General features: G+C 58.6%; 11 protein-coding genes and 3 pseudogenes. 8 read left to right on the forward strand and 6 right to left on the reverse strand.

Features of this window, described 5'->3' with window-relative positions; all coding sequences use genetic code 11:
* Nucleotides 1-67 precede the first annotated feature (67 nt).
* The 3 genes from GST84_14340 to GST84_14350 are packed head-to-tail and all read left to right on the forward strand — an operon-like array spanning nucleotide 68 to nucleotide 5933.
* The gene (locus tag GST84_14340; protein ID XGB13464.1) at nucleotides 68-1321 is read left to right on the forward strand and encodes a TolC family protein; all 1254 of its coding nucleotides are present in this window, start codon (nucleotides 68-70) and stop codon (nucleotides 1319-1321) included.
* Nucleotides 1318-2781, forward strand: a complete 1464-nt coding sequence (locus GST84_14345) for an efflux RND transporter periplasmic adaptor subunit (protein ID XGB13465.1) — start codon at nucleotides 1318-1320, stop codon at nucleotides 2779-2781. The genes GST84_14340 and GST84_14345 overlap by 4 nt, the downstream gene beginning before the upstream one ends.
* On the forward strand, nucleotides 2778-5933 hold the full coding sequence (locus GST84_14350; protein ID XGB13466.1) for a CusA/CzcA family heavy metal efflux RND transporter: 3156 nt from the start codon (nucleotides 2778-2780) through the stop codon (nucleotides 5931-5933). Before GST84_14345 ends, GST84_14350 begins: the two co-directional genes overlap by 4 nt.
* Nucleotides 5934-6068: 135 nt before the next feature.
* Here the strand turns inward: GST84_14350 and GST84_14355 are convergent, their stop codons facing one another.
* Complete coding sequence (locus GST84_14355; GenBank protein XGB13467.1) at nucleotides 6069-7049, reverse strand: IS5-like element ISPa16 family transposase; 981 nt, start codon at nucleotides 7047-7049, stop codon at nucleotides 6069-6071.
* Between the two features lie 79 nt (nucleotides 7050-7128).
* Here GST84_14355 and GST84_14360 point away from each other — a divergent pair, with 79 nt between their 5' ends.
* Together GST84_14360 and GST84_14365 are read left to right on the forward strand one after the other, a co-directional pair.
* Nucleotides 7129-7464 (forward strand): heat-shock protein HtpX, encoded by a 336-nt coding sequence (locus tag GST84_14360; GenBank protein ID XGB13468.1) that lies wholly within the window; start codon nucleotides 7129-7131, stop codon nucleotides 7462-7464.
* 372 nt (nucleotides 7465-7836) lie between these two features.
* A complete protein-coding gene (locus GST84_14365; GenBank protein XGB13469.1) occupies nucleotides 7837-8019 on the forward strand; it encodes a hypothetical protein in 183 nt (60 codons plus the stop codon).
* Nucleotides 8020-8108: 89 nt separating this feature from the next.
* Here GST84_14365 and GST84_14370 read toward each other — a convergent pair whose 3' ends face one another.
* The gene (locus GST84_14370; GenBank protein XGB13470.1) at nucleotides 8109-8522 is read right to left on the reverse strand and encodes a hypothetical protein; all 414 of its coding nucleotides are present in this window, start codon (nucleotides 8520-8522) and stop codon (nucleotides 8109-8111) included.
* Entirely contained in the window at nucleotides 8519-8926 is a 408-nt protein-coding gene (locus tag GST84_14375) for a hypothetical protein (GenBank protein XGB13471.1), read from the reverse strand. The genes GST84_14370 and GST84_14375 overlap by 4 nt, the downstream gene beginning before the upstream one ends.
* A 185-nt stretch (nucleotides 8927-9111) precedes the next feature.
* Between GST84_14375 and GST84_14380 the strand changes: the two genes are divergently transcribed.
* Nucleotides 9112-10092 (forward strand): IS5-like element ISPa41 family transposase, encoded by a 981-nt coding sequence (locus GST84_14380; protein ID XGB13472.1) that lies wholly within the window; start codon nucleotides 9112-9114, stop codon nucleotides 10090-10092.
* Between the two features lie 191 nt (nucleotides 10093-10283).
* Entirely contained in the window at nucleotides 10284-11264 is a 981-nt protein-coding gene (locus tag GST84_14385; GenBank protein ID XGB13473.1) for an IS5-like element ISPa41 family transposase, read from the forward strand.
* 160 nt (nucleotides 11265-11424) lie between these two features.
* On the opposite strand, the gene GST84_14390 is transcribed toward GST84_14385, so the two are convergent.
* Together GST84_14390 and tssI are read right to left on the reverse strand one after the other, a co-directional pair.
* Entirely contained in the window at nucleotides 11425-11907 is a 483-nt protein-coding gene (locus GST84_14390; GenBank protein XGB13474.1) for a hypothetical protein, read from the reverse strand.
* 77 nt (nucleotides 11908-11984) lie between these two features.
* A pseudogene (tssI, locus tag GST84_14395) lies at nucleotides 11985-12710 on the reverse strand (type VI secretion system tip protein VgrG).
* A gap of 317 nt (nucleotides 12711-13027) precedes the next feature.
* On the opposite strand from tssI, the pseudogene GST84_14400 reads away from it, so the two are divergent.
* Nucleotides 13028-13225, forward strand: a pseudogene (locus GST84_14400) (transposase).
* On the opposite strand, the pseudogene GST84_14405 reads toward GST84_14400, so the two are convergent.
* Nucleotides 13223-13586, reverse strand: a pseudogene (locus tag GST84_14405) (type VI secretion system tip protein VgrG). The pseudogenes GST84_14400 and GST84_14405 sit on opposite strands and share 3 nt — an antisense overlap.
* Nucleotides 13587-13714 lie beyond the last annotated feature (128 nt).

Consider the following 13714-nt stretch of genomic DNA (forward strand, 5'->3'; position numbering starts at 1 on the left):
GTTGTTCTGCCTTGGCGGCCGAACGATGGCATGCGCCTGTGCGCTGGTTTTTCGAGGAATCATGGTCATGACTCCCCTACGTTTCACTTCAGGACGGATACTTCCGGCTGCCCTGATAGTCCTGCTACCGATGCTATCGGCGCAGGCGGCTTCGCTTTCTCTGGATGATGCGCTGCAATTGGCTGAGCGTAATGCGCCTTCACTTCAGGCACGCCAGGAGCAGGTGTCGGCGGCGCGTCACTCCATCGTGCCAGCGGGTGAACTACCCGATCCGCGGCTTAACCTCGGGGTACAGAATCTACCGATCGAGGGCAGCGATCGCTGGAGCACCAACCGAGACTTCATGACCATGCAAGTGGTCGGGCTTTCTCAAGAGGTGCCCAACCGCGACAAGCGCAAAGCACGGGTCGAGACAGCACGGGCCACAGTCGAACGCGCTGATGCCGAAGCTGTCTTCGAGCGTCTGAAGGTGCGCGCGGCGACGGCGCAGGCTTGGGTAGCCGCCTACACGGTGCAACGCAAGCTGCAACAGTTCGATGAGTTCTATAAGGAAAACCGCCTGCTGGCTTCCGCCGTGAGGGCTCGTCTGGCCGGCGGGGGCGGTTCGTCGGCCGATGCGCTTGCGCCGAGCCAGGAAGTAGCACAGCTGGATGAACAAAAGGACCTGCTAATGAGCCAGGCGGCCCAGGCAAGAGCGGCACTCAAGCGCTGGGTCGGACAGGACGTGGATGCACAAGCACCGGCTTTTCCGCAGTGGCCAGTGAAAGCACCGGAATACCTGCACGCCCTGCACGCGCATCCCGAACTGGCGGCCTACGGCGCCAAGACCCGTGAAGCCGAAGCACAGGTTCATCAGGCGGTCGCCGAGAAGAAGTCGGATTGGGGCTGGCAATTGGATTACCAACGTCGTGGTCCGGACTTTAGCAACATGGTCAGCGTGCAAGTCAGTTTCCAGTTGCCGCTGTTCACAGGCTCCCGCCAAGACCCAACGATCGCTGCGCGGCAAGCTGAGGTGCGCCAGCTGGAAGACGAGCAAGAGGCTGCGCTGCGTGAACATACCGAGCGGTTGGAGTCAGATCTGGCGGAATACCAGCGCCTGCAACGGGCAGTGACCCGTAGCCGCGAGACCCTATTGCCCCTCGCCGAGGACCGGGTTCGCCTGGCACTGGCGGACTACCGGGCGGGAAAGTCGACATTAAGTGAGGTTCTTGCGGCACGACGCCAGCGGGTCGAGGCCCGGCTACAGGATATCGACCTGCAAGGGCAGTTAGCCGCGACAGCGGCGCGCTTGCACTTCGCATATGGAGAGGTTCGGGCATGAGACCTATGTCGATAGGATTGGTCGCAGCGCTCGCACTGGCCATAGGCGCTGGTGCGGGCTACTGGCTGGCTCAACAGGCCCAAAGTGGACCAGCGCCGACACCAGAACAACGCAAAGCGTTGTACTGGTATGACCCGATGTACCCTCAACAGCACTTCTCTGAGCCTGGTAAGTCACCTTTCATGGACATGCCATTGGTCGCCAAATATGCCGATGGCACACAGGATCAAGCAGAGCCTGCGGTACAGATCACTACGGGTATACAGCAGAACCTCGGCGTGCGGCTCGCGACAGTGGCCCAAGGCCGCCTCGAACGCACGCTGCAGGTCAGTGGTGTGCTGGCCTTCGACGAGCGAGATTTCAGCGTGCTGCAAGCACGGACCGCAGGATTCGTCGAACGCACCTATGGCCGAGCCACGGGCGATGTCGTGGCCAAGGGCGCACCGCTGGCCGATGTCTTGCCCCCTGAATGGGCAGGATTGCAGGAGGAATATCTGGCACTGCGGCGCTTGGGCGATGACGAACTGCAGGCCGCAGCCCGCCAACGCTTATTGTTGGCCGGAATGCCTGCCGAGCTCATCGAGCGGGTCGCGCGCATTGGCAAGGTACAGAACCTTGTCACGCTGCTAGCACCAAGCGCTGGGGTGATCCAAACGCTGGACCTGCGTCCGGGCATGAGCGTGGCGCCGGGGGCTACCCTGGCGCGGATCAATGGTGTGGCCAACGTCTGGCTCGAAGCCGCAGTGCCGGAGGCGCAGGCCCAGGGCCTGCGCGAGGGGCAGGCAGTGCAGGCGCATTTACCCGCCTATCCAGGTGAAGCCGTGCCGGGCAAGCTGACCGCTTTGCTTGCAGACGCCAACCCGCAAAGCCGTACTTTGCGCCTGCGTATTGAGCTACCCAATCGCGACGGCCGGCTGCGGCCGGGGATGTCCGCCCAGGTCGCCCTGCATCCAGCTGGGCAAATCGATACCACACTGCTAGTGCCCGCCGAAGCAGTCATCCGCACCGGCAAACGTGATCTGGTGATGCTGGCCGAAGACCAAGGTCGTTTCCGCCCAGTGGAAGTGGTGCTGGGTCAAGAGAGCGGCGGCCAGGTTGCCGTGCTGCAAGGACTGCAGGCAGGCCAGCGGGTGGTGACATCGGGTCAGTTCCTCATCGATTCCGAAGCCAGCCTCAAGGGCATTGAGGCCATGACCGCGCAGGAATCCCCACCTGCACAAGCACTGCCGGCACTGCATGAGGCAGACGGACGCATCGTGCAGATCGAGGGCAATCAGCTGACGATCGCTCACGGTCCCTTCCTCACCCTGGGCATGCCTGGCATGACCATGACCTTCCCCGTGTCTGATCCCACGCTGATTGTCGGGCTTAAGTCGGGCCAACGTATTCGCTTCGGAGTTCGCGAGCGGGATGAGGGCATGGTGATCGAGCAGATCAATGCGCTGGAGAGTCAACCATGATCGCGAAACTGATTCGCTGGTCGGTGGGCAACCGAGTGCTGGTGCTGCTCGCCACACTGTTCCTGGTGGCCTGGGGCGTGTTCTCGCTGCGCAGCCTGCCGATCGACGCACTGCCGGACCTGTCGGACGTGCAAGTGATCATCCGTACCTCGTACCCAGGGCAGGCGCCACAGATCGTCGAAAACCAGGTCACCTACCCGCTGACAACCACCATGCTCTCGGTACCGGGGGCCAAGACCGTGCGCGGCTTCTCGGCCTTCGGTGACAGCTTTGTCTACGTGCTGTTCGAGGATGGCACCGACCTGTACTGGGCACGCTCGCGGGTACTGGAGTACCTGAGCCAGGTGCAGTCACGCTTGCCGGCGTCGGCAAAGCCGGTGCTCGGGCCGGACGCCACCGGCGTGGGTTGGATCTATCAGTACGCGTTGGTCGACCGCAGTGGCGGGCATGACTTGGCGCAATTGCGCAGCCTGCAAGACTGGTTCCTGCGCTTCGAGCTCAAGACCTTGCCGGATGTCGCTGAAGTGGCGAGCATCGGGGGCATGGTCAAGCAGTACCAGGTCGTGCTTGATCCATTGCGGATGGCCAGCCTGAGCATCACCCAAGGGGAGGTGTCGGACGCTATCGGAAAGGCCAACAAGGAAACCGGTGGCGGCGTGCTCGAACAAGGCGAAGCCGAGTTCATGGTGCGGGCGTCGGGGTACCTGAAGACGTTGAACGACTTCCGCGCCATTCCCCTGCGCCTGGCCACCAACGGTGCGCCGGTGACACTCGGCGATGTCGCCACGGTGCAACTTGGCCCAGAGGCGCGTCGGGGTATCGGTGAGCTGGATGGTCAGGGCGAGGCCGTTGGCGGTGTGGTGATTCTACGCAGTGGCAAAAACGCCCGGGAGGCCATCGTTCACGTCAAGGACAAGCTTGAAGCGCTGAGAAAGAGCCTGCCCAAGGGCGTGGAGATTGTCACGACCTATGATCGCAGTCAGCTGATAGACCGCGCAGTGGACAATCTCAGCCACAAGCTGATCGAAGAATTCCTCGTAGTCGCGCTGGTGTGTGCAGCGTTTCTCTGGCACCTGCGCTCGTCGCTTGTGGCAATCGTCTCGCTACCGGTAGGGGTACTGATCGCTCTGATTGTCATGCGCCATCAAGGCATCAACGCCAACATCATGTCGCTTGGCGGTATCGCTATCGCCATCGGTGCGATGGTCGATGCTGCCGTGGTGATGATCGAGAACGCGCACAAGCGAGTCGAAGCCTGGCATGCTCGCAACCCAGGGATGTCGCTGCGCGGAGAGCAGCACTGGAAAGTGATGACCGAGGCGGCGGTCGAGGTGGGGCCGGCGCTGTTCTTCAGCCTGATGATCATCACTTTGTCGTTCATACCGGTGTTCACCTTGCAGGCCCAGGAGGGACGACTGTTCGCCCCCCTGGCTTTCACCAAGACCTACGCCATGGCAGCCGCGGCAGGGCTGTCGGTGACCCTGATACCCGTGCTGATGGGTTACTGGATTCGCGGCCCTCTGCCAGCAGAGGAACGTAACCCGCTCAACCGTGGGCTGATCCGTCTGTATCGGCCTGCGTTGGAAGTGGTGCTGCGCCGGCCCTGGATGACACTGGTTGGCGCGCTGGCGATCTTGTTCAGCAGCCTGTGGCCATTGAGCCAGCTGGGTGGGGAATTCCTACCACCGCTGGACGAAGGTGACCTGCTGTACATGCCCTCGGCCCTGCCAGGCCTGTCGGCGCAAAAGGCCTCGGAGCTGCTGCAACGCACTGACCGGCTGATCCGTACCGTGCCCGAGGTCGCCAGCGTGTTCGGCAAGGCTGGCCGAGCGGAATCAGCGACCGACCCGGCGCCGCTGGAGATGTTCGAAACCATCGTGCGGCTCAAGCCGAAAGATCAGTGGCGTTCGGGCATGACCACCGAAAAGCTGATTGAGGAACTCGACCGTACGGTGCGGATACCGGGCCTGACCAACATCTGGATTCCACCGATCCGTAATCGTATCGACATGCTGGCCACCGGCATCAAGAGCCCGATCGGCGTGAAAGTGGCGGGCAGCGACCTGACGCAGATCGACCGTACGACCCAGGACATCGAGCGAGCCGCCAAAACCGTGCCCGGTGTGACCTCTGCGCTGGCCGAACGTTTGACCGGCGGCCGTTACATCGATCTCGACATCGAACGCCAGACTGCATCTCGATATGGCCTGAACATTGCCGACGTGCAGGCCATCGTTGCCGGTGCCATTGGTGGCGAGACCATCGGCGAGACGGTCGAGGGCCTGGCGCGCTACCCGATCAGCGTGCGCTACCCCCGCGAATGGCGCGACTCGGTCGAAGCCTTGCGCCAACTGCCGATCTACACCGCGCAAGGCGGCCAGATCACTCTTGGCACCGTGGCCCATGTGCGCATCACGGAAGGTCCGCCGATGCTCAAGAGCGAGAATGCCCGCCCATCCGGTTGGGTATACATCGACGTGCGAGGTCGTGATCTGTCCTCTGTGGTCGCCGACCTGCGCCAGGTGGTGAGTCGCGAGGTGAAGCTCGATCCTGGCATAAGCCTGAGCTATTCCGGCCAGTTCGAGTACCTGGAGCGCGCCAACGCCCGTCTGGCCTGGGTGATACCGGCGACACTGGTGATCATCTTCGTGCTGCTCTATCTGACATTCGGCCGCCTCAGCGAGGCGCTACTGATCATGGGCACTTTACCTTTTGCCCTTACCGGCGGCGTGTGGCTGCTGTACCTGATGGGCTTCAATTTGTCGGTGGCCACCGGCGTGGGCTTTATCGCCCTTGCTGGGGTCGCGGCGGAGTTCGGGGTGATTATGCTCATCTACCTGAACAACGCATGGACCGAGCGACAGTCCAATAGTGAGCGCACGCAACTGGCGCTACTGGAAGCGATCCGTGAGGGCGCGGTGCAACGCATCAGACCCAAGGCGATGACTGTGGCGGTGATCGTCGCAGGCCTGCTGCCAATTCTCTGGAGTGATGGTACCGGCAGCGAAGTAATGAGTCGCATCGCCGTGCCCATGGTGGGCGGCATGCTCTCTGCCCCCTTGCTCTCTCTTTTCATTGTTCCTGCGGCGTATTGGTTAGTCCGGCGCCGTAATCTCGCAGTAACTAATAATTCCAAACTAGGGAAGGTCTGAAGTAACCCTGTATTTCCGGTCGACTTCAGCCCTTGCTGCTTTTGAAAGCGGGCCGTCGATCAAAATCGACCAGGTAACCCGCTCAGTTCTCCGTTTTTGGCCGCCGCGAGCACCTCGCAGCAGCCATTTTCCGCATTACAGGTGCACCTGTCCTGCGGTAGTCAGCAAATGTCGGCGCGCCATCCATAGGTTCGACAGCGCGAACAGCGTCACCAGCTGAGCGGTGTTCTTGGCCAGGCCACGGAAGCGCACCTTCACGTAACCGAACTGGCGCTTGATCACTCGAAACGGGTGCTCGACCTTCGCTCGCACTTGTGCCTTGGCCTTCTCGATCTTGCGCTTGGCTTTGTACAGGGCGCTGCGTTTATCGAGCTTCTTGTAGGTGCTGCGGCGTGCTGCGACCTGCCAGATCACTTCGCGGCCCGCATGTTCGGGGCGCTTTTCGACGCCGGTGTAGCCGGCATCGGCGCAGACGACGTTCTCGTTACCGTGCAGCAGTTTGTCGACCTGGGTGATATCCGCCACGTTGGCTGCCGTGCCTACCACGCTGTGTACCAGCCCCGACTCATCATCCACGCCGATGTGCGCCTTCATGCCAAAGTAATACTGGTTCCCTTTCTTGCTCTGGTGCATTTCCGGGTCGCGCTTGCCGTCCTGGTTCTTGGTCGAGCTGGGTGCGTGGATCAGTGTGGCATCGACGATAGTGCCCTGGCGCAGCGACAGGCCGCGATCCCCCAGGTAGCCATTGATTACGCCGAGGATGCCGGCTGCCAGCTCATGTTTCTCCAGCAAACGACGGAAGTTGAGGATGGTGGTTTCGTCGGGAATGCGCTCCAGGCTCAGCCCGGCGAACTGACGCAGGATGGTCGTCTCGTAGAGCGCTTCTTCCATGGCCGGGTCGCTGTAGCCGAACCAGTTCTGCATCAGATGGATACGTAACATGGCCATCAGCGGATAGGCTGGACGACCACCTTCACCCTTTGGGTAGTGTGGCTCGATCAGGGCAATCAATCCCTTCCACGGCACCACCTGATCCATCTCGATCAGGAACAATTCCTTACGGGTCTGCTTGCGCTTGCCGGCGTACTCGGCGTCGGCGAAGGTCATCTGCTTCATGGAAAAACTCGGCTGGCGGGATCGGCGTATTTCACCAGATTCGGGAAGTCTTTTTCAGACCTTCCCTAGGAGAAACCCGATGAAAAACGTCTATCTCGGCGCTGTACTGATGTTGGCTTTCGCGACTGGTGCACAGGCCCAGGACAGCATGGCAGGCATGAAGGACATGCAGATGAAGGCCGAGCAAGCGGCACCGGTCGCCCACGCGGAGGGTACGATCAAAACCATCGATCTCGACCAGGGCAAGGTCACCTTGGCACACGGACCAGTGGTCGCGTTGAAATGGCCAGCGATGACCATGGGGTTCAAGGCGACCGCGCAGCAGCTTGAAGGACTGAAGGTGGGGGACAAGGTGGCGTTCGACTTCCGGATGGAGGGCAGTGCGGCAACGATTGTTGAAATCCGGAAAGAGTAAGCAACCTACTCTCATGGAGGGGCCGTAGGACAATCGAGGCAGCTCCTAGGCAACACTTTGGGGGTTGCCACAATTAAGACCGCTTTGCTCAGGTACGGCTCTATCCAAGGACCCGCTTCGCAGGAGCTGCCTGGCGGCGGTGAGCGACAAAAATGAACTTTCAAGCCGGATGCAGTAGATCGGTCTGATTGACCACTACAGCGGTAACACCGCGTTCCAAGAGCGTGCCCGACGATTGCGAGTCCGCCTGGAGAGGTGAGGCCCAGGTGGGGAGTGCTTGCTCCCCCTAACCACCGCGCTCATCTCACCGCACTCACCTTGATTGATTTGCCCAAGCATGATGAAACAGTAAAACGCGCAAGGTAAATGATCTTGGATTGGATCAGGTCCATCTTCGAAACCGTGGAAAGTTATCTCTGCGGGTTCAGTTTCACGTTGCCATCCGAACACATACTGCCACTGATGTTCACCCTGCTGCTGGTCGGCTACCAGCAGAAGCGTCCAACCCGCAGTGAGCAGCTGGTTGGCATTCATCTCACTTCGAGTGCTGATTAGCCGGGTAGTCTTGTCGATATTCATTGACTGTTCCCCTCCCCTGATACCAATGATGAAAATGCTCGGCAATGCTTCGAGCCGAGCGGTTTCTAAGGCGTCCGTTGCCGGTTTGTCGGAGGCAGAGGGCGAGATAGGAATTGCTCATTCAAACCCCGGCTAAACGCGTTATAGGCCCAGCGCACGAACTGTTCGAGTAACCGCTCATTTTCCATTCGCAAACGCTGGTTTTCCCCTTCCAGTCGGGCGATGCGATCGGCGGCCGCTTGCAGCTCAGGGGTGGCAGCTTTCTTCGACACAGGCGATTCCATGAGTGCCTGCTTGCGCAGAGTGAAGGCGTGCCGAATCCGCTCGTGCTTGTGCAAAGCTTGCCGCGTATAGGTACTTCGCAAATGCCGGGAGACTGCAACGATGAGCAAATCCCAGGTCAACTTCCCGGCCCATCCGTCCAAGATCGATACAACCTGCTCAATTGCGGAGGGAGTGAGATTTCTTGAGCGGCTCATCCTTTTTCCTCTTCCGAAGCAAGCCTAGAGCGCAGATAGGTGCCTGTGTCCTGTCCTATCTCACTCTGTAGCACCTGGACAGAGCCCACTAACTGCTGCAGCTTCGATGCAGGCACGACACCACTGGGCCTGATCACAGCACCAATTGGAACGTCAGGATCGTCCAGGATTGCGCATAAGTCGTTCAGCCTTTTTAACGTCAGCGTCTGATGCTCAACCCAACGGTTGGCACCAAACTGCTCCTCGCCCAGCGCCTTGAGCGCCTTCTGCAATAGTGATTCCGTTTCTTGACGATGTTTTCGTAAGGCGCGTTCTCGAACAGGATCACCTTTTATACAGAGGTGCTCGTCGCAATTTGAACAGTCGCGATGTAGCTGACAGGGCAGCATCGAAAAATCATGCACGCAGTAGCCTAGATCAGTGGTGTGCGCAGTTAGAATTTTAAGCTCGGCAAATTGATCCCGACTGATCAAACTACTCTGAGGAATACTTGCAACGTAGCCAGCTGACTTCTCTGGGTTACCTAGGGAATCTCCGAACAAGCCTTCAGTTATGCGAGAATCCCCGCAACACCTGATCCGAGCCGCCCATGAGCCAGATGAGCTTTTCCGACTTTGAGTACGCCGGCAAGCGCAAGCAAACCCGCCGAGAGCGCTTCCTCGCCGAAATGGATCAGGTGGTGCCCTGGGCAGGCCTGCTGGAGCTGATCGAACCGTTCTACCCCAAGGCCGGCGGCGGTAGAAAACCCTATCCTCTGGAAACCATGCTGCGCATCCATCTGTTGCAGAACTGGTTCTCCCTGAGCGACCCGGCCATGGAAGAAGCGCTCTACGAAATCACGCCCATGCGCCAGTTCGCACGCCTGACGCTGAGCGCGCCAATCCCCGAAGACACCACGATCATGAACTTCCGGCACTTGCTGGAGAAGCATCAGCTCGCACCGGCAATCCTTGCGGTCATCAATGGTTATCTGCAGGAAAAAGGCCTGTCGCTGCGCCAAGGCACCATCGTCGATGCCACCATTATTCATGCCCCCAGCTCGACCAAAAATAAAGAAGGCAAGCGTGATCCCGAGATGCACCAGACCAAGAAAGGCGGTCAGTATTTCTTCGGGATGAAGGCGCACATCGGTGCCGATGTCGAGTCCGGCCTGGTGCATCACGTCCATGGCACCGCTGCCAATGTGGCCGATGTCACGCAGGTGGCTGAACTGCTGCATGGCGAAGAAAACGCCGTGTATGCAGATGCCGGTTACACCGGTGTCGAAAGGCGCGAAGAGCATGAAAATCGGGGGGTGATCTGGCAGATTGCAGCGCGTCGCAGCACCTATTCCAAGCTGAACCAGCGCAGCGTACTGTACAAAGCCAAGCGCAAGATCGAGTTCTGCAAGGCTCAGACACGGGCCAAGGTCGAGCATCCGTTTCGCGTGATCAAGCGGCAGTTTGGTTACGTGAAAGTACGTTTTCGTGGGCTGATGAAAAACACGGCTCAGTTGACCACGCTGTTCGCCCTGGCAAACCTGTGGAGGGTTCGAAAACAGCTCATGGGTATGGGTGAGGTTCGCGTTTAACACGGAGAACCGGTCGAAAAAGCTCTCCGTACATGATTTTTCGGTCACTTTTCGTCCAATGACGCTGTAGGTGCCTGGAAAATTGCAACTTGCCGCGGCTGCACGACAAGTTGATCGGAGCATCCTTAGGGAATCTCCGAACAAGCCTTCAGTTATGCGAGAATCCCCGCAACACCTGATCCGAGCCGCCCATGAGCCAGATGAGCTTTTCCGACTTTGAGTACGCCGGCAAGCGCAAGCAAACCCGCCGAGAGCGCTTCCTCGCCGAAATGGATCAGGTGGTGCCCTGGGCAGGCCTGCTGGAGCTGATCGAACCGTTCTACCCCAAGGCCGGCGGCGGTAGAAAACCCTATCCTCTGGAAACCATGCTGCGCATCCATCTGTTGCAGAACTGGTTCTCCCTGAGCGACCCGGCCATGGAAGAAGCGCTCTACGAAATCACGCCCATGCGCCAGTTCGCACTCCTGACGCTGAGCGCGCCAATCCCCGAAGACACCACGATCATGAACTTCCGGCACTTGCTGGAGAAGCATCAGCTCGCACCGGCAATCCTTGCGGTCATCAATGGTTATCTGCAGGAAAAAGGCCTGTCGCTGCGCCAAGGCACCATCGTCGATGCCACCATTATTCATGCCCCCAGCTCGACCAAAAATAAAGAAGGCAAGCGTGATCCCGAGATGCACCAGACCAAGAAAGGCGGTCAGTATTTCTTCGGGATGAAGGCGCACATCGGTGCCGATGTCGAGTCCGGCCTGGTGCATCACGTCCATGGCACCGCTGCCAATGTGGCCGATGTCACGCAGGTGGCTGAACTGCTGCATGGCGAAGAAAACGCCGTGTATGCAGATGCCGGTTACACCGGTGTCGAAAGGCGCGAAGAGCATGAAAATCGGGGGGTGATCTGGCAGATTGCAGCGCGTCGCAGCACCTATTCCAAGCTGAACCAGCGCAGCGTACTGTACAAAGCCAAGCGCAAGATCGAGTTCTGCAAGGCTCAGACACGGGCCAAGGTCGAGCATCCGTTTCGCGTGATCAAGCGGCAGTTTGGTTACGTGAAAGTACGTTTTCGTGGGCTGATGAAAAACACGGCTCAGTTGACCACGCTGTTCGCCCTGGCAAACCTGTGGAGGGTTCGAAAACAGCTCATGGGTATGGGTGAGGTTCGCGTTTAACACGGAGAACCGGTCGAAAAAGCTCTCCGTACATGATTTTTCGGTCACTTTTCGTCCAATGACGCTGTAGGTGCCTGGAAAATTGCAACTTGCCGCGGCTGCACGACAAGTTGATCGGAGCATCCTTAGCGAATTCAAACAAAACCAACCATAGCGACAGTCAGCGCCACCCAAGACCTGTCAACTTGATTATTTGATCAGTATATTTTTTGGCATGTGGGATTCTACACAACTTAATATATACCAGCAGACATTCACGACCAGACATCGCCAATGAAAACTCAATAAGATTGATCAACAAAAAACCTTGTGAATATTTCTCAATCGAAAGAGTTTTACTTCTTTCGTCGCCAGAAGGCTCTGCACCAACGGGATACTCTTCCTCATCCTCTTCATCTGAAAGTGCTTGAAACTTAGAAAGAGAATACTGCTTTATAAGATCCATTTTATTTGTCAAGATGGACATCAAGTCATCAATATCAACCTTTGCCTTGACAATCTTAGCAGAGTCGAGACGAGCGAATACTTCTTCATATTCCGGCTCAACCTCAATACCTGTAGCGTCGACTAGCTCCGCAAGTAACTCCCTATAAGCAGACGACCCAACCAGATTCGCCGCCAATGAACCGCTAGTGATTACCATAATCAACTCCTTTAATTACTCTAATCAAGTCAGACCCTACATGCCTAAACTGGTCGACAGCCTCATGTTCCCATGCTGGGCTGGCGGTAATCGAAGGTCTGCGTAGCCATCTTGCCGGACTGCAGTTGGCGGTTGCCGCTCCCCTGGGTGATGGAGTCGGCGGTCTCGGTGACCGAGGCGCTGTGGAAGCGGATTTGCGGCTGCTCGGGGATATCCACCAGCGTGCTGGAGTCATCGCAGATGATCATGGTGTGGCCTTCGGCGGTGTGCTCGAAGTAGTAGAACATCCCCTCTTCCTCCAGCAGTCGCTGGACGAAGTTGAAGTCGGTCTCGCGGTACTGGGTGATGTAGGTATAGCGCTTCTGCGGGCGGGTCAGGCGGAACTCATGACAGAAGAACGCCGGGCACAGGGCGAATACTTCGGTGACCACCTCCTCGACCGTGTTGCCCTGGAAGATCCGCGTGTCGAAGCGGTTCTCGAGCATCGAGAACCACGGGTCGAGGGTAGCGGTGTAGCGCGCCATGCCGCCGTCGCTGGCGATGCGTGTGAGGTAACCGGTGATGTAGCGCGGGTCGCCTTCGGACAACTCGATTTCGATGCTGACGTGCTGCCCCATCATGGATTTGAGTGGTACGCCGGAGTCTTCGCAGACCAGCAGCAGTTCGTAGTTGAACGCCCGCGACAGGCCCTCGACGCCCTTGAAGGTTTCTAGCAGCAGTTGCTGCTCGGGATTGGCCAGGTTGTGGACCTTGAACAGGCGGTTCTGCGGCGACAGCAGCGCGGAGGCGAGGTCCATGATCATGCGAATCTCCTTGAAAACACGGCCAGCACGCTAACGCGGTGCTCAGCTACAACTCTGATGGTGCGGGCGTATCCTGCAGACGCGCGTGTCGCGCAAGCTGTACGGGATCATGCGACTGCCTGCTCCAGGAAAAGTGCCACCATGCATCGAACTTGATGCGACCTGGTTCACATTCCCGAATGCCGGGCAGGCAGAACTGCCCAAAGGAAACACCGGCAAAAACTACCCTGTCAACACGCTGCTGGGGATCAACCTGAATCGCCCCTGGTTTCATAGACACCTCCAAGCCTCATAATGAGGCCCAAATAGGAGGTGCCATGAGTCGTCAGCGTTACCCCGAAGAATTAAAGATCGAAGCGGTCAAGCAAGTGACCGAGAAAGGTAAACCTGTCGCCGATGTCGCCCAGCGCTTGGGCATGTCCGTGCACAGCCTCTACGCCTGGATCAAGGTCTACAGCAAGCCCCAAGAGCAGCGTCAGCAAGACGACGATCAGCAGGCCGAACTTCGCAAGCTCCTCCAGCTGGCGCTGGACGAAGTTGAAGTCGGTTTCACGGTACTGGGGTGACGTAGGTGTAGCGCTTCTGAGGGCGGGTCAGGCGGAACTCGTGACGAGAGAACGCCGGGCACAGGGCGAACACCTCGGTAACCACTTCCTCGACCGTGTTGCCCTAGAAGATCCGCGTGTCGACGCGGTTCTTCAGCATCGAGAACCACGGGTTGAGGTTAGCGGAATAGCGTGCCATGCCGCCGTCGCTGCCGATGCTGGCAAAGCGTGTGAGGTAGCCGGTTATGTACTGAGCGCCACCTTCGGCCAGCTCGATTCGGATACTGACGTGCTGGCCCGGTATCGACTTCAGCGGTACGCCGGAGTCTTCGGCAATCTCGCCAGGGCCAGTGTTAAAATAGAAAGTAAAACATCCGACCGCCTCAAAGCCAGCGGTCGTCACCCAAAATTTGCATTTTAAAGACCGCCAATCCCAGTAACTTCTGCCTAGTAAACCCC

Origin of the sequence: Pseudomonas putida (assembly GCA_041879295.1) — a bacterium.
Classification (GTDB): Bacteria; Pseudomonadota; Gammaproteobacteria; order Pseudomonadales; family Pseudomonadaceae; genus Aquipseudomonas; species Aquipseudomonas putida_Y.

Bases quoted from the DNA above. Each gene is read 5' to 3' on its own strand.
- GST84_14340 (XGB13464.1), top strand. From the start codon at position 68: ATGACTCCCCTACGTTTCACTTCAGGACGGATACTTCCGGCTGCCCTG.
- GST84_14345 (XGB13465.1), top strand. From the start codon at position 1,318: ATGAGACCTATGTCGATAGGATTGGTCGCAGCGCTCGCACTGGCCATA.
- GST84_14350 (XGB13466.1), top strand. From the start codon at position 2,778: ATGATCGCGAAACTGATTCGCTGGTCGGTGGGCAACCGAGTGCTGGTG.
- GST84_14355 (XGB13467.1), bottom strand. From the start codon at position 7,049: ATGAAGCAGATGACCTTCGCCGACGCCGAGTACGCCGGCAAGCGCAAG.
- GST84_14360 (XGB13468.1), top strand. From the start codon at position 7,129: ATGAAAAACGTCTATCTCGGCGCTGTACTGATGTTGGCTTTCGCGACT.
- GST84_14370 (XGB13470.1), bottom strand. From the start codon at position 8,522: ATGAGCCGCTCAAGAAATCTCACTCCCTCCGCAATTGAGCAGGTTGTA.
- GST84_14380 (XGB13472.1), top strand. From the start codon at position 9,112: ATGAGCCAGATGAGCTTTTCCGACTTTGAGTACGCCGGCAAGCGCAAG.
- GST84_14385 (XGB13473.1), top strand. From the start codon at position 10,284: ATGAGCCAGATGAGCTTTTCCGACTTTGAGTACGCCGGCAAGCGCAAG.
- GST84_14390 (XGB13474.1), bottom strand. From the start codon at position 11,907: ATGGTAATCACTAGCGGTTCATTGGCGGCGAATCTGGTTGGGTCGTCT.